This is a genomic window from Paenibacillus paeoniae (assembly GCF_003388735.1).
GTDB classification, from domain to species: Bacteria; Bacillota; Bacilli; order Paenibacillales; family Paenibacillaceae; genus Pristimantibacillus; species Pristimantibacillus paeoniae.
In genome coordinates this window covers 1,731,069-1,747,862 of sequence record NZ_QUBQ01000001.1, presented here as the reverse complement: position 1 = coordinate 1,747,862, position 16,794 = coordinate 1,731,069, and the positions used below count along the sequence as shown (strand labels likewise).

The following is a 16,794-nucleotide window of genomic DNA, read 5'->3' as shown; positions in this document are numbered from 1 at the left end:
TAGAGCGTTAAAAACCACATGTGAGTGTAAAAAACTCCATGTGGTTTTTTTTGAATCGTTTCCTAATATTCACCCCTTTCTATTATCATGCCTAATCACCTGCAGCGCTCCTCAAGACAATCTCAGAAAGTTCGTGAATGAGTAAAGTTGTATATCACTGCAAGCTGTATTCACACTTTGCCGCCTGTCTCAGCCATACCAACAAGCGAAACGATTCGTCTCTATACACGCCAATCAGCCCTGTTCGCTGTTATACTTTGAAATGGTAACATGGCTAATTACCAACGTCGGCTATAGGAACATATTCTTAGAACATATCGGCAATGGGTACAAGTTCTTGACATTTGGGATTGACAAGAATTTGTTCCTATAAAACAAAAAAACCGCGAATTACGCGGTATTCAATCGGCCCATATTCTTGACATCCACCATATATTGTTACACATTATATGGTGGTTTTTTTCGAACATTAAAAAAACTCCAATTATCACAGATATAAGACATATTAAAAAAAGCCAGCCATGTCAAGTGGCCGACTACTGCTTTACGATCCATCAACAGGACGCCCGATTATACCGGTAGCCTGAGTGGCGCTATCGTTCCACGTTGACGGAATATTGGCCGCCAAATGGAAATCGTTGTGTCCTTTTTTTACACATCCAATGCCTTGAGTTCCATTCTTACAGAAAAGGTATACCCCATTGACTATAACAACAACATAGCTTCCTTATCCTGTTCATTAACCATCGTATAAATTTCGTTTCGACCATTCTTAATATGATACTCAAAACCCTTTGTTATGAGAAACTTGCCCAGCCCTTTATTACGCCATCGAGGAATTACGAATAATCTTTCAACTGCGCCAGTTTGCCAACACATTACGCTGCCAACAAGTTCTTCACCTTCAAATGCAGAAATAGTATGTAACTCTGGACCACCCATCATCCATTCCAACATATTTAAACTTCTGTATACAACACCTTGATAAACTTGATTTTCTAATTCGGTATATTTGATTCTTTCCTCTTTGGACTCCATCGAGTGAAATTTGACATTAACTCCAACAGGCGTTATGACTCCAGGTATGATTTTTTCTATTGAACGTTTTGCTATAACATATGTTTGATAAGGGATAAAACCTATCTCTTCGTAAAACTCTCTGTCACCATAGAAGTCTTTCCATGCAACCAACTTTGTCTTCTTGTTTGGATTACGCAGTTTTTGACAGGTATTTATGAATGTAGGGTAAAGAGCCTTTCTCACTTCATTCATGCGATTTGAAGCTAATTCATTAGTGGGCATTTCAATTTCGAATACATCATGAGCGTCAGCTATTCCATGTCGTAAGTATCCCACACAAATTAAATTACCGTCCTCGTTAAATACACAACTCATCCTCTGATGATCGAAATCTTTATTGTACTTAAAAAGTATCCATGCTTTGTGACTTAAATTTTTAACTGTATCCTCTAATTCAGCGCAATATGGACGAACTTGTAATGCCATCCTAATCTCCTCCCTGAACGATGTTTTTTCAATCATTGCAAAGGAAACTGATTAATAAATATATAAAGGATAATTCAGAATCATTTTCGTCAGCTTTTTTCCACACTTCTCGTTATTTGTATTAGTCCCTCTCCCCTTCATAGGAAGAGTGCGAAATTATATTCTGCAGTAGACCAACTGCTTTTTCTGAAAATGCGGTTGCTCCAAACAAAGCTGCCGTTTGTTCTAAGTGGGATATTATGGCTTGTATCATTTGTATATCGGATGCCGTCAGTATTAGCGCGGGCAGTACATAAGTTTTATCCTCGTATTGGTACCCTCTCTTTTTAGGATTGTATACCAGTGGAGCAGAAAGTGTATTTGTTAAATATTCGATGTCCCTACAGGCTTGCCGGACGGATATCTCAAAATTCTCCGACAAATGACCGCTATTAGGGTACTTCCCAAACCGCACTTGTTCATCAAACCACAGGATTCGATGCATATTGCCCATTTGTCTCACCACACGTTCCGTTCTAAGTGTGAAGCATTTCGTCGTACTCTCTTGCGATTCTTCTTAAGCGCTCCTCTATATTGATCCGATTTTCACGAAAAATCCATTCTTGGAATACATCATTGTTCCAAAAGCGCCATAGCTTCATGCTGGACACATCAAACGCACCCTGCCTTGCATTCTCTAACGATTTGAGAAAAGGGCTATATAAGGGATCGGACTGCTGTCCGCTTATTTCAGCTACAGTACGCGACACCGCCAGATTATGTTTAGCCCATTCTCTTCCCGATTCCGTATGTGGTGAAGCAAGCTCCTGAAGAAATGCCCAGGCTAACTGGACATCTTGGCACTGTGCGGAAATGCAGTATCCATATACTTGTACAATGTTGCGCAGCGGCCCTTCTCCCATACTAGGAGGCATAACAACGCCAAACTCTTCCTGTTGCTCACGCCCCATTGGTTTGATCGTCCAGTTCGCATCGTAATACATGGCCATCTTCTTATGTCTGAAGCAAGAGATCCATGTATCCCTACCCACGTCTTCAAACGGCGTCACTTCGAGGGGGTGATACATCTCCAGATACCTTTTAATCGTATCCACGGTTTCGGGGGAATCCAGATAACCAGTTGCTCTCATGCCATCCTCGGATAAAAACGCGCCTCCATTGCTCCACACAAGAGGTTCCACCGGAAGAAGCCTCGGGACCAAATAAGCCCCGTAGCGGATTACTTCTCCGTCAACGTCATAGCTGTTCAATATTCGTGCCTTTTTCACAAACTCGTCCCAGGTCCAATTCTCCTTTGGGTAAGTGATTCCCGCGTGGTCGAATAGAGCTTTGTTGTAGAAAACCCCTGTCACTTCCGCCATGACCGGAATGGCTCCAACTCTCCCTTGATCCTTAACTGCTTGCAGCACCGACGGATAGAAGTCCAACAAGTCGAATGATCCATCTTCCAACAGCGGGGTGAGTTCCTGAATGATCTTCCAATCGAGAAGGTTTCCGATGTTGCTACCGTCCCACTCGATCAGATCAGGGGCATTGCCATCTTGGATACGCTGCTCGAGAATCTCTCTGGGGAGAGTTTCGATCTCGATAACCGTCCCTCTGTGCTTCTCCTCAAATGTTTTTTTTGCCAATTCAAGTACATTCTTTTTTTTATCATCGCTCACTGTTACCGCCAATCTCATTTACATGCACTCCTTCTCTAACTGACATAATCATACAATAACTGGTATGACATAACGTGTCATGGTAAGTAAATTGTTTTGGGAAAGGCTTTTTTGCCCCATCGGGGATGATGTAGCATGCAAAAATTATTTTCAATACGTCAAAAGTCGGGCTGGATGAGCTTCAGATAAAGCTCCGGATTGCCTCTCTTTAGGGCATTACGTTGTTCTGAAAGATGTCGTATTTCTTCTTTCAAACGTTCGACGTTTGCTTCCATCTCAGCGATCCCTACCTGAAGTTGTTGAATATACCCCAATCACCAATGATCTCAGGTACCCATTCTTCATTAATGATCTTAAAATAAGAATTCGTTTGCTTTCTGAAAGATAGTGGTTCCTCGGTGCCTGTCGCTTGTGGCATCCTTGGTCTGTTCTCCCTTTCCCCTGGTTGCTCAGAAACACTATCTTTATACTCTAAATCGATTAGTGGTTTGGCCTGTGTATACTTCTTTAAGCGAATCATGGTCTTATAAAAACCTTTATTAGCGACAGAAACAGTTGAACCGTTTTGGAACTTTTACTCGTTAAGTACACGCCTTCATGCCCATCTCTGCCACGAATCTTACAATGCATCTGTTCAATTAAATATTGCCTTACGGCTTCCTTAACAGCCTCTGGTTCATCATCCCAACAGACCTTTCTGGCCTTGTAGTAGCTTTTGTACTTTAACCAATAAAAGAATGACTCTAAGGTGTTTAAATATACGGAATAGCTGACTCTGTTTGCTAACGCAAAAACACCTCCAAGGTTATCCCATATCCCCGTATCTTTACGACATGGATCTATTTTCTTGAGGGAGTTTTGATTTGTCTCACGTTATGAGTTCAGTCCCAACTATTGAGTTTTTATAGTTGGGTGATTAATGTCAATCATCATAAAATGTTAAATGAAATAATCAGTTATTTTGTTCCGAATTGGTATCAAATTTGATATTAATTTGCAGTTCTCTTTCTATGCTACTTGAGAAATCCTCGAAGACCCAATGCAAAGGTCAAAATTAAGCGTCTTCACGATACCCAGTTCATCACCGTCATACAAACTCTCATCAATAGGTTCCGCAGGAGGTGGATCTGGAGCCACGGTTTCAGTTGGCTTTACAGTACTGTCTACAGCGATTTCAGTTGGTTTCGGAGAACTTTCTAAAACAGTTTCGATCGGTTTCTCGGTAGCACTATTTTCTTTCATTTCGGAATCTGAAGCACTGTTTTCTTTCGAACAGCCAATTAAAAGCATGGTGAGCATGAATAGATAAAATATTTTTTCATCGTCAACTCACTCCTTAATTGAGAATGATATTTCCAATGATTAGACGCAACCCACAATTGTAAAGTTGCTTCAAATTAACAAAAATAAGGAAAACTAAAGGGCGTGCGTAAGTAGTATTATTGTATTACCAATTACCAATCACTTTTTAAACAGTAGGTATTTTTAGTCTTTATACTAGATTGCGGCCTCTTCCGGTGTTTTTGTTTTGTGGTCTTAATTGCCTAATGCAAATAATGAGGCTACCCAAAGGCAACCTCAATGGAAGAATCATAATGATTTAATCAATATCTTCAATCTCAATCGGGTCGTACTCCCCATCTAAAATCAAATCGATGTACTTTCCTGGAGACTTTCTAAACGCTTTCCAAGTTACTTTATGCAATATTGCAAGCGTCTCATGTTCAACATCATATGTGCCAAGTGCCTTCTTGGATGGAATCCACACTAATATTCCATACGAACTATAACCATCTGTCTCCGCAAGCAGGTTTATAAGGCGAATTCCATTAAAGGTTACCTCCGTCACGTCAAATACAGAACAATAGATAAGATAATCTACGCTTCTAGAGTGGGGCAGTTCTACTTTCTCTCTTTCATCCCCAAGATCTTGTATGATGCCTTTCGGAAGCTTCATACGTTTGAGCTCTTCAACTTTTAAGTCATAGTCATGTAAATCTGCCGATTCATATTTCGAGATGAGTTCCGCAATCTCTTTATTATTCCTTTTCGCGATATGAACGGCTCTCTCTCCGTAATGGTTTTTAAGCCGGGTGTTGGCACCTGCCTCCAGCAAATATTGTACTACTGAGAATTGCCCAAACCCATAGGCTGACTTGTGAAGAGGAGTATATGAAAGATCAGGGTGTCCGTCGAAACATTGATAGTTAATATCTGCGCCAGCATCGATTAATATTTTCACTATTTCTAAATGGCCATTAAACGCAGCTGTTTGTAGTGCAGTTCCTCCATGAGCTTTCAGATCAATTCCTGCGTCTAGTAAGAACTGAATTACTTCCTTATTATTGTTATTTGCTGCAGTCCAAAGAGCAGAGACCTTTGTATGAGTAATAGCGTTTATATCTGCTCCTCTATCAAGAACATATTGCATTTCCTCGAGATTTCCTTGCATAGCTGCCATAACGATAGAAGGATCAGCAGGATCATTTAGACTCTCACCAAATTCAATCAATAATTTTACAATTTCAAAGTCATACTCAGTGTGGTAACGGTAAGACCATGCAAGATCTAGATAGGTCCCAAAACCGGGTATAGGAGTAAGATCAAAACCGTTGACAAGGAGTGCTTTTACAGCTTCAAAATCATTCCGTTTTAATGCATCGTCCATTATAGGGTCGAAATACTTCATAGATCCACCTCGTATAAAATGTTTGTTCTTCAATTGCTATTATTTTACCGACGCTTGTAGCTCACAGCACCAATTCAGCCAATATGGACTAATGTAAGATTCGCGGGAGAGTTGGTAGATTGATTTCTCCCATTGAAAGGGACGCAAGCGCACCCTGGGGGCGGTTGCAACTACATGTTTCTTATTAGTGCAGCACCACGCTTCTGATTTCCCCCGGTCTTTGTATTGATCTGATTCAGCGCAATACTGGAGGTCCCTGCTATTTTCTATATCCCCAACACGTAAAAAGGGGCTTATCGCCCCTACTTTTTACACTTTAAATTGACGCAAGTAAGATTGCAGATCTTCTGCCATCTGTGCCAATGATGTTGCCGAAGCACTGACCTGCTCCATGGCCGCCAGTTGCTCCTCCGTTGCAGCGGATACATTTTGTGTACCCTCTGCTGAACGTCCTGCAATTTCGGTAATCACATTGACTTGATCAACAGCGTGTTCAGTGTTGCTGTTCATCTGGATGGAATAAGCCGTTACCTCTTGAATTTGTGCAGCTACTTGCTGAACAGACTCTAGTATCTCAGTAAAAGCGGCGCCTGCTTGGTTCACGACATCCATTCCAATCGCAACTTCACGCGTGCCCTCTTCTATTGAATCAATCGCTATCGCAGTTTCGCTCTGAATGGAAGCGAGCAGTTCAGCGATCTGATTCGTAGATTGAGCGGATTGCTCGGATAACTTGCGTACCTCGCCTGCTACGACTGCAAAGCCGCGTCCATGCTCACCGGCACGTGCGGCCTCAATCGCAGCATTAAGCGCCAACAAATTCGTTTGAGCCGCAATACCAGAGATGACCTGAACGATATTGTCGATGGCAGCCGAGCGCTGTCCGAGCTGATTGACGGTGCCATTTACCGTATTAACCGTATTTTGTATCGATTGCATTTGCTGCATGACCGATTGTAGTCTACGGTTGCCCATCTCCGCACTTTCCGAAGCGTTCAAAGCAGAAAGAGCAACACTCTGAGCATTGTTTGATATTTGCTGTACCCCTTCGGCAACTTGATGGATGGAACGCACACTTTCCCCCACGTTATGTACCTGCTGCTCAGAACCATCTGCGACCTCTTGAATCGATGTTGCAATATGTTCTGTCGCCTTGCTCGTATGTTCCGCGTTAGCAGACAGCTCCTCCGCAGATATCGCTACATTTTCAGATGTACGACTAACTTGTTGAATAAACTGACGCAACGTACGAATCATCGTGTTAACAGCGCTAGTCAGCTTGCCGACCTCATCACTCGACTTCACGGCGAGCTCCGCTTGATTCAGATCACCGTTAGATACACGTTCCGCCGCTTCCGCAACCGCAACGATCGGACGCGTAATCTGCTGCGCGATAAAGTAAGCCAGAAGGATGACAGCTAAACAGACCGCAACTACGATAAAGAACACTGTCCATTTAATAGAAGAAACGGCTGCTGTAATCGAATCTTCTGGAATGTGCATGTAGATGTCATATCCTGCGGTAGGGACTGAAGCATAGGCAACCATATATTTTTTTCCATCATCCGAGTAATCAAAAGACGTTGCTTCAGACTTGTTTTGACCCAAAATTTGAACTAAACCAGGCGTCAAATTCGCTTCTTCCGTCGTCTTTCCGATTAATTCTTTATTCTTGTGGAGCTGAATCATCCCTTGATTGTCTACGACGATCGGATACCCTACCCCATTATCAATGTACAAGCTATCAAAAATCTCATTCGTGAATTCTTCGAAATTGACAAGTCCCGTTAAGGCACCCGACACTTTTCCATTCGCCTGCTTTACAGGTACGGCTACAATGATCGAGCGTTGGCCTGTCGTCTTTGCTAAAATAACCTCTGTATAGGTTTCATTTCCTTCCATTGCGTTTTGAAAGAAAGGACGCATGCCTAAGTCAATGCCTACACTCCCTTCAAATGTGTCTGCTTTCACGATGCCATCTATACCCATAAATGTATTACCATCATAGTGCGGAGCGTTCTCTTTTAAACTTTGGATAAATGTCATTTTATTTGTGTTATCATCTGTACGAATATCAGTAGTACTAGCGAGTATCCGCATTTCACTCATACGTTCTTTCAAAAACTGATCCATCATTTCAGCTCTGCTTTTTACCAGCGAAACATAGGCATCACTTTGTCTCTCAATCAATTTAGAAGATGCTGTACCATATACGAATATTGAGGTGAGCACAAGGGGAATAAGGGAAACAACGAGAAACCAAGCTATTAGTCGATTATTAAGCTTACCCTTAAACACCTTGCCCACTAAAGCAATTGTGGATGCATCCTTCTCTTTTGGTTTTGCCTGTTCTTTCATTACCTCATACCTCCATTTTGTAAACAAGTCAATGGCGTGAAATCGATTAATGCCATATTTCCTTGTCGCCTCAGACGAATTTGAGCATGGTGAAGAGGTCGTCAAGGCAATCTACCCTAACTGCCTTTCTTGACAACCTCTTCATACCTATTTTGAATTAATTATGCCTCAAAATGATTAATAGCCTAAAGCCGCACCTTCACCACGCGGGTCAGCGCCAGCAAACTTAACTTTTGTGACTGGATCGATCACAACCATACCGGATTGACCAACTTGGTCTGTGTAGTCGTCAATCTTTTGCACAGGATGGCCGCGACGAATCAATTCATCCATAACGGATTGAGGAATACGGCCTTCCATTCTTAGTCCATTGGCTGTCTCTCCCCAGTTACGGCCATGCAGCCATCTTGGAGCTTCAATTGCATCTTGAACAGTCATGCCAAAGTCAACAAAACGTGTAACCAACGCTGCTTGTGTCTGAGGTTGTCCCTCGCCGCCTTGTGTGCCATATAACATATACGGCTTGCCATCTTTCATCAACATTGCAGGATTAAGCGTATGGAATGTACGCTTCTTAGGCTCCAAGTGGTTAATGTTCGTTTTATCCAAGGAGAAGAAGCTGCCTCGGTTTTGCAATAGAACGCCTGTGTCTTTCGCAACTACACCTGCACCCCAGTCAAAGTAATGACTTTGAATAACGGATACTGCGTTGCCATCTTTATCAACGATTCCGAGCCATACGGTGTCACCTTTAGGGTCAAGCGGTTTTACGTTTGTTGCAGCTTTTTTCATATCAATGCGTGCCGCCAACTTTTTGCCGTGCTCTTTTGACAACAACTCATCAACAGGAATTTTAACGAAGTCTGGATCAGTCAGCCATTTGTCACGATCAGCAAATGCTTGCTTCGTAGCTTCAACCATAACGTGGTAGTAGTCAGCTGTACCCTCGCCCATTTTCTTCAAGTCAAAGTTGTTCAAAATATTCAAGATAGACAGGGAAGCCATACCTTGTGAATTCGGTGGAACGTTGTAAGCTTGGTAACCACGATAATCGACAGAGATGGGTTTAACCCAATCCGCTTTGTGATTAATGAAATCTTTATGAGTCAAGGAGCCGCCGTTAGCTTGAATGTCAGCAGCAATCTTTTTACCTGTTTCACCTTCGTAAAATTCACTAGCGCCGTTAATGGCAATACGTTTCAACGTCTTTGCCAAATCTTTTTGCTTCATCATTTCGCCTGTTTTGAAAGGAGTGCCATCCTGCTTCAAGAAAACTTTACGGAACGTTTCAAACCGTCCCAAATCTTTTAACTCTTGATCCGTTGGATCGATAGCCGTGTTTGTCCATCTTTCCTGGTTAGGAGTGACAGGGTAGCCTTTCTCCGCATAATGGATGGCGCGTTTCAACAAATCATACCAGTCCATGGACGATTTCATCGTTTTTTCAGCATAATCGTAAGCTTCGCCCCAACCTGATACGGTCCCTGGAACTGTGTTAGCTGCCAAGTAACCGCGGGAAGGAATTTTATCAAAGCCCTTATTTTTATAAAAATCAATGGTTGTCTGTTCTCCGGAACGTCCACTTGCATTCAACGCTTTAATCTCTTTCGTCTTCGCGTTGTAGATAAGCCAGAATGCATCCCCGCCTATACCTGTGTATTGCGGATATACGACTGCGAGTGTCGCCTGTGCAGCAATTGCTGCATCAACCGCATTGCCACCATTTTGAAGCACTTCGAGCGCTGCAGCGGAAGCTAAATAATGGGGAGTTGTAACAATACCGTTCGGCGCCATCGTCGTAGGTCGATTAGCTGCACCAGCAGATGCCCCATAAAGTGAAAAGCTCATGATTATTGTTAACAACAAAACGGACCATTTTTTCATTTGAGTACGCATAGTTCTCCTCCTTAAAAATATCATGATGTAATTGCTTTGTAGAACTAACCAGTCCCTCTTAACCACCCCCTTCAATGGGACCATCTTATCAGTAAATTTATGATCATATGATCATATAAGTAGCAATAATAGCCTATCTAACATTTCATATCATGATTAGAAAGCCTGCGAATGGATCATTTATTTGAGACTATCGATTCAGAAATCAATTTAGATGTCTATTATTGTCACTATTACTATATCGGTTTTGAGTATCCACTTTTTATATATATAATGAAAATTTATTATTTTATATAATTTCCAACCCTTACTTTAAAGATAGTTTCTCGCGTTCAAATAACTTGGTACTATATTCCTATAAGAAAATGCGAAAATATTTAATACAAATTTCGGATAATGAAAATAAGTATAATGCAAAGAAAACGGCAGCCGATCCTCTGATCGGCTGCCGCGGTATCCTATTCACTCTATTCATTAACTAATCGCCGGAAAACGAATCGTAACAGTCGTTCCGCCCCCTGCCACACTGCTAATGTGGACAGAACCTTGATGTTGATCGACGATCCAATGCGCGATCGATAGCCCTAGACCCGCTCCATGATGCCCTCTATTTCTAGAGGAATCTCCCTTGTAGAAGCGATTAAATACGAGTGGTAAATCATGTTCCGAAATACCCACTCCGTTATCCTTGACGGTTACGAGAACGGATTTCCCCTGCCTGAGACACCCAAAATCAATTTGCCCATCCGCCTGTGTAAATTTAATGGCATTGTCGAGCAAAATCATGAACAACTGTATGAGACGATCCTCATCACCATTTATGAACAATTCCGAGCCTTCGACATGAAGCTGTAACCGCAGCTGCTTGTACTCCATTATCGGCTCCATTTTTTTTGCAATCTCTTTCATGATTCCATCAATTCGCACAGGTTTGCATAAGATGACTTCCTCATGTGAATCGCCTCTTGCTAGAAGCAGCAGTCCGTCTACCATGTTTCTCATTCTTTTGGTTTCTTTCAGAATGGCTGAAATTGGAGCGCTTTCTTCCTCGATCGTATGAGCGGGATGGCGTAACAATATTTGTGTTTGCCCCCGGACGACCGAAAGCGGGCTCCTCAACTCGTGAGAGGCATCTGCAACGAATTGCTGCTGCTTGTCCCAAGCCTTCTGAATCGGAATGAGCGCCCGTCTAGCCAATGCGTAACCTGCGATGACAGATAATAACGCGCCGATACCAATTCCGGTACTAATACTCCTTAATAACAGTTTCAAATAGTGGATCTCTGCAGAAATTTCCGTAAAAGCTTGAATGGTTTTCAAAGGCGCCGTGTAAGACAGCTTCTCGAGCATTGGCAAATTTCCTTGATAGGGTCTGCTCACGAATCGAAAGGTTCTCTCACCCACACGTATCGACTCCGGTTCCATGCGGTCTTGTTTTTCCCGAATCTTTGAAGCTAATTTGTCATATGGCCATTTATAATATATGCTTTGAAGCAAGGTATCGTTGGAATTCCAATAAAATAGCATCATAAATCGTTCTGGCTCATTCCAGTTAACGTTAAGGACATGTTCCCCGTTGGGTAGGGTAAATTGATACAAGTTGTCAATATTAAACACCATATGACGGTCAATGTCGGAATAGATCCGATAATGCGCCATCCCGTATAACGCTCCCCCCAGTATGATGAGCAAGCAAAACACGACCGTACTGTTCCATATCGTCATTCGTACTAGCGTGCGTTTAATCATATCGAGGTCTATACTCCTTTTATTTAGCGGACTTGATATATTGATTCACTTGCTGCTCCAATATCGGAAATGGCATACTACCGTTTCGAAGAAGAACGGAATGAAAAGTTTTAATGTCGAAACGATCCCCAAGCTCGCTTTCCGCTTTCTCTCGAAGAGATTGAAATTGATCATATCCGATGGAATAGCTCGTTGTTTGTCCCGGAAAAGCAATGACGCTGTCAATAAAGGCATCAGATTTCTTTCCAGTCATGCTTACCAGGTACTCATTAGCTTGTTCTCTTGTCCATCTCAGTCCATTAATGCCCGTGTCAATAACGGTTCCAACGTGAAAATATAGCAGATGTTCTTGAACCGTCGCCTGATTAAGCAAGCCCATCTCTACGCCTAAAGTTTCCACATAGGTAGCCCATCCTTCTGTGAATCCGGGTAAACTAGCTATTTTCCGAACTATAGGAATTTCTGGTTGGTTGTATTGAATGGAATATTGAAAATGGTGTCCTGGGACGCCTTCATGCATCGCAAACATTTTGGCAGAATCTTCGAAAAACCGACTGTCGGGAGGGAAAAAAAATCTTCCATTCCTATCGCCATTAAGAGATGGGCGCATATAAAACGCGCCTACAGTAGATAGCGGAGCCGGATATAACTGTACATCCACTGGATTGCCCGGAATAAGCGCTTCTTCAAACCAATCGGACAATTTGGACTTTACTTCCGAGATACTGTCGTTAACGGTTTGCAGTAATTCATCTCCTTTTACTGTGTTCCACGAGACAGGGCCTCTTTGCTCCTTTACACTCTCTTCTGCTCTTCGTTTAGCGATTTCGTTCATTTCCAGAGGACTGAAGTCCGTGCTCGTGTAAAATCTAAGTTGGGCAGAATAATATTCGTCGCCACCCGGCTGACTCCAAAGCCCCTGACTCAGGGATGCTTGATTCTGAAAAACACTTTCGATCAAATCGGCAACTTTGCCGTAAGAAGGCAGTACATGATCGCTTAAAGTCTGTAGAAGCTCCTTTTTCAGCTCCTGTTCTTTGGATGGCTGAATCTTTATCTCCGATAATTTCTCTACATATGAAGTGTACAAAACCGATTCCTCCGGTTTCGTGTTCCTTAACTCTCCATAACTAGTGCGTATTTCCCTCAAAAATTCAGAAGTGGGGATGAACCCCTTCTCTTGTTTGTCCTGAATTCTGTCTATGATATGTGCGACCTTGTCCGTAAACCCATTCAGCGCAACAATATAATTTTCTGCATCCCTTTGGTTACGAATCGGATAATTGTTAGCGAAAACCGGCGAGAAATTGATTAGGGAAAGATATCCGCCTGTGTCCAAATCCGAGTTTTGGTTCAATTGTTGTGATGTGATTAGTTGCCATTTGACGATATCATAGGTAAGCTTGTCTTCCGAGGACATTTTGGCAGCGTTATATGTATTCAATTCTTCTAAAAACTGTTCAGTATCATCGTTTCTTTGTTGGTAATAATCATCTGAGTAGACGGAAAGCTTAGTGGGATCCCACTCGAGACCATTCACGTCTTCAACACCAAAATAAAGCTGTAACTCAGGGTCCTCATTCAGGCTGGCAATCACTATCTTTTCCATCATGATGCCGAAGTTCTTGGACTGCTGTTGATCAGCCCACCAAAACGACCCGCCTGCAATCAGCAAAACAAGTAATCCTGCTGTCAATAGAATAGTCAATCTGGTATTCTTAAACATCTGTCTTACAAAGTTCATGCATTCAACTCCCCTATATAGCGTATAAGAAGAATATATACGATGAACCTTTGATTTCCCTTTGAACAGCTACTCGTTTATTCGGAGTATGTAGCCCAAACCTCTTACAGTTTGGATAAATTGATCGGCATGCCATGAAGACAGTTTCTTCCGAAGATAATGGACATAAAGCTCAACAATGCCAATTCCCGCTTCCGAATCGAGTCCCCAAATCCGGTTATAGATTTGCTCCTTCGTCACGATCTGTTCTTTATTCATGAGCAGGTATTCAAGCAGCTCATATTCCTTTTCTGTTAAAGTCAGCTCTTCTCCTGTAACCGTTATCAGTCGATTTCTGACTTGAATAGCAATCGGGCCGTAGCTAATCTGCTCCTCTAGATTAACCTTGCCATAACGGCGCAGCAGCACTTTAGCTCTGACGATCAGCTCCGGAATCTCGAAAGGCTTCACCATATAATCATCCGCTCCGATTGTTAACCCCTTTATTCGGTCGTTCAATGCGTCTTTGGCCGTCAGGCACAGAATCGGGGTATCCACATTTTGCTTTCTCAGCTCTTGGATAAACGTAAAACCATCAACCTTAGGCAGCATAATATCCAAAATAATTAAATCGAACTCGCCGTACAATGCGTGATGTAAGCCCTCATCTCCGCTATAACACTCCGTAACCTTGTGCCCTTCATCCTGCATAACTCTTGCAACTGTATACGATATCCCAATATCGTCCTCTACAATCAACAGTTTCATAAGTTCCTCCATGAATGAATATATATGGTATAGTATACCATATTTTAATAGGTTTGTGAGTTCGCTGCTGCTATGAATATTAAGAAGAGGCACCGAAAGTGCCTCACTTTCTTTTAATTGAAGCAGGAACGAAAATAAAAAAGCGCTTCGGACAAACTCTGCACTAAATAGCACCGTAAACAGCGTCAAGGTAGAAAGCTTGAGAGTGCTTCCGCTAATCATATTACACTCCTACTTACGGGGCTTGCCTCGGGGAACAAACACTGGACAATATGATCCGCAGCCGCCTCCTGTCTATCTGCGAGCAGCCTGTTCATCATCGACTGCCTAATTCGTTCAGAGGAGATCATCGTCTACTGTTAAGAGCGCGTCAAGACCGTCGTTGGCTTCATATACCGCGAATCCCTCTTTCCCCAAAACAACCTTCACAAGACTTCGAAAATGCGGGTCATCGTGAACTAAAATTTTATTCACAATTGCCTTCTTCTTGACTCAACTTTTAACATATATCATCAACGGATAGGGCACTAGTTATTTACCATGATTTAGTGACTGGCATGATCTATATGGGTGAAGCTGATGATGTTAAAGTTATGGTGGAGATGGATGGCGTTGTGGTTGTAGTCGATTTACGAGAAGAATCTGTGGGTTGTGCAGCATCTGGGGAGACCGTAATCACTCTGGAAAAAATCGCTTTTCTCGGAACATTGCTTAAACTTAGTCTAGCCAGTGTTATTGATGGAACTGAACGGAAAGCCCAAAGGAGAATATCTATTGACCCAGTACTTGAGTACAGGGTTTATACTACATGTGAGGTGAAGTAAATGCAGTTTCGTATTGGAGAACTTGCTGAGAAGTGTAACGTTAACAAAGAAACGATTCGGTATTATGAACGAATCGGATTACTTGCAGCCCCTTCACGTACGGATTCAGGCTACCGTATTTATTCAGAACAAACAGCTGACCGTATAAGCTTTATTAAACGCATGCAGGAATTAGGATTCGCATTAAATGAAATCGACAAATTGTTAGGTGTTGTTGATCGAGATGAAGTAAAATGCCGGGATATCTATGATTTTGCTGTTCGAAAGATTGAGGACATCCAACGTAAAATTGAAGAACTCCAACGAATTGAACAAATGCTGGTGGATCTTAAAGAAAGATGTCCCGAAAACAAAGATATTTACGAATGCCCCATTGTTAAAACGGTGATGAATTAAAAGACTACCTAAGGAGTGTTCCAATATGGATAGCTGTTGCCAAACATCCACTGAAAAGCTAACAACACCACTTCAATGCCCTGTTTGTCACAAAAAGGGTAGAAAAATTCAATTGATTACCATTAAAGCATTGCTTCAACCTACAGCGCTAGAAACCATTCACCCTGATTTGACTTATGCTTTTTGCGCGAACTCATCTTGTGAAGTCGTCTATTTTAGTGATAAGCAGACGTTGAGAAAAGACACACTCAAAGTTTCGGTATATCAAAAAGACAATGCTTTTGATGTACCTGTTTGCTACTGCTTTGGATGGACAAGAGAACGCTTGGCAAAAGCAGTTCAGCAATATCATCATCCAATTGAACAAATACAACAACAAGTTCAAGCTAATCGTTGTGGGTGTGAGATCAATAATCCACAAGGAGCCTGTTGTTTAGGAAATGTCACTACATTCATTCGAACCCTTGTTGAGATCTAGTCTTCTATCAGCGAAAGTCCCTGAATGTGGAGAGCATCCAGACTGAATGTAGCCATGTGAAACTTGGTGGCGATGCAATTCGTTTTTCGCCCTATTTTTTAAAAATCTCAATTTTTGGGCTTCAAGAAGCATTACTTTTTCCATAAACATGACTTCACTTTCTTCTGTCCATCTTAGAAATCTCTTGTTTGAATTCCACACGAGGTGCCTTCGCTGCACAGCCTACACAAGTGAGCTTACTTTGTAGGGCAAACGAAGTCGGTAGTACAAATACCTCCAACAACCTTTGAGAGGGTTCCTACCTTTTCTTTAGTCTGGGTATCTTTATTCCACACGGATTCTCGACTGTAGTTACGTCATATTTCATAAAAAAAGTTTTTGACTGATCTCAGAAAATGAAACAGCGACAGCCAAGGATGAAAAAATAAAGTCCTGGACTGTCGCGTATATTTCTGCGTAAAGGCACAAATGATGCTGACATCCGATATTCATAGACTTTATCATCATCCACTTCCCCGATAACAGTGAACGCTTGGAGTGGTTTCCCTTTCCTCATTTCTGTTCGTGGGGAATAGTAGATCAACCAATCGCCTGCTCGCATCTTTCGTAAAGGTGCTGACTTGCCGTGACAGAGCTGAGCGAATCCCCCTAACTCTCCACACTTCGCATGGGATGCGGACACGACACCAATCCAGAACAGGCTTTGTTGGCTTATTTCATCCATTTGCATACCTCAAAATCCC

The 16,794-nt window shown here is 42.2% G+C and carries 13 protein-coding genes and 1 pseudogene; 3 read left to right on the top strand and 11 right to left on the bottom strand.

The window, feature by feature from the left end; all coding sequences use genetic code 11:
- Positions 1-705: 705 nt before the first annotated feature.
- The 10 genes from DX130_RS07900 to DX130_RS26385 all read right to left on the bottom strand — a co-directional run bounded on the left by DX130_RS07900 (position 706) and on the right by DX130_RS26385 (position 14,827).
- Positions 706-1,506: a GNAT family N-acetyltransferase gene (locus DX130_RS07900; RefSeq protein WP_165861195.1), complete on the bottom strand. Its 801-nt coding sequence runs from the start codon at positions 1,504-1,506 to the stop codon at positions 706-708.
- Between the two features lie 515 nt (positions 1,507-2,021).
- Positions 2,022-3,188 carry an extracellular solute-binding protein gene (locus tag DX130_RS07890; RefSeq protein ID WP_116044177.1) on the bottom strand — a complete coding sequence of 389 codons (1,167 nt, stop codon included), beginning with the start codon at positions 3,186-3,188 and terminating at the stop codon, positions 2,022-2,024.
- A 990-nt stretch (positions 3,189-4,178) separates the two neighbouring features.
- Positions 4,179-4,469, bottom strand: coding sequence for a hypothetical protein (locus DX130_RS07880; RefSeq protein ID WP_116044175.1), 291 nt, complete (start codon positions 4,467-4,469; stop codon positions 4,179-4,181).
- Positions 4,470-4,770: 301 nt separating this feature from the next.
- Positions 4,771-5,859, bottom strand: coding sequence for an ankyrin repeat domain-containing protein (locus tag DX130_RS07875; RefSeq protein ID WP_116044173.1), 1,089 nt, complete (start codon positions 5,857-5,859; stop codon positions 4,771-4,773).
- 309 nt (positions 5,860-6,168) lie between these two features.
- Entirely contained in the window at positions 6,169-8,217 is a 2,049-nt protein-coding gene (locus tag DX130_RS07870) for a methyl-accepting chemotaxis protein (RefSeq protein ID WP_116044171.1), read from the bottom strand.
- Positions 8,218-8,394: 177 nt separating this feature from the next.
- Positions 8,395-10,113: a gamma-glutamyltransferase gene (gene ggt / locus DX130_RS07865; protein WP_116044169.1), complete on the bottom strand. Its 1,719-nt coding sequence runs from the start codon at positions 10,111-10,113 to the stop codon at positions 8,395-8,397.
- Positions 10,114-10,587: 474 nt separating this feature from the next.
- Positions 10,588-11,862, bottom strand: a complete 1,275-nt coding sequence (locus DX130_RS07860) for a sensor histidine kinase (RefSeq protein WP_116044167.1) — start codon at positions 11,860-11,862, stop codon at positions 10,588-10,590.
- 19 nt (positions 11,863-11,881) lie between these two features.
- Positions 11,882-13,606 carry a DUF885 domain-containing protein gene (locus DX130_RS07855; protein WP_116044165.1) on the bottom strand — a complete coding sequence of 575 codons (1,725 nt, stop codon included), beginning with the start codon at positions 13,604-13,606 and terminating at the stop codon, positions 11,882-11,884.
- Between the two features lie 69 nt (positions 13,607-13,675).
- Positions 13,676-14,353, bottom strand: coding sequence for a response regulator transcription factor (locus DX130_RS07850; RefSeq protein ID WP_116045823.1), 678 nt, complete (start codon positions 14,351-14,353; stop codon positions 13,676-13,678).
- A gap of 336 nt (positions 14,354-14,689) precedes the next feature.
- Positions 14,690-14,827 (bottom strand): hypothetical protein, encoded by a 138-nt coding sequence (locus tag DX130_RS26385; protein ID WP_165861194.1) that lies wholly within the window; start codon positions 14,825-14,827, stop codon positions 14,690-14,692.
- Between the two features lie 92 nt (positions 14,828-14,919).
- Here DX130_RS26385 and DX130_RS07845 point away from each other — a divergent pair, with 92 nt between their 5' ends.
- The 3 genes from DX130_RS07845 to DX130_RS07835 are packed head-to-tail and all read left to right on the top strand — an operon-like array spanning position 14,920 to position 16,051.
- Positions 14,920-15,177 carry a hypothetical protein gene (locus DX130_RS07845; RefSeq protein ID WP_133297904.1) on the top strand — a complete coding sequence of 86 codons (258 nt, stop codon included), beginning with the start codon at positions 14,920-14,922 and terminating at the stop codon, positions 15,175-15,177.
- Positions 15,178-15,573 (top strand): Hg(II)-responsive transcriptional regulator, encoded by a 396-nt coding sequence (merR, locus tag DX130_RS07840; protein WP_116044161.1) that lies wholly within the window; start codon positions 15,178-15,180, stop codon positions 15,571-15,573.
- A 25-nt stretch (positions 15,574-15,598) separates the two neighbouring features.
- A complete protein-coding gene (locus DX130_RS07835; protein WP_116044159.1) occupies positions 15,599-16,051 on the top strand; it encodes a putative iron-sulfur cluster-binding metallochaperone in 453 nt (150 codons plus the stop codon).
- Positions 16,052-16,484: 433 nt separating this feature from the next.
- Here the strand turns inward: DX130_RS07835 and DX130_RS07830 are convergent.
- A pseudogene (locus DX130_RS07830) lies at positions 16,485-16,775 on the bottom strand (EVE domain-containing protein); the annotation flags it as partial.
- Positions 16,776-16,794 lie beyond the last annotated feature (19 nt).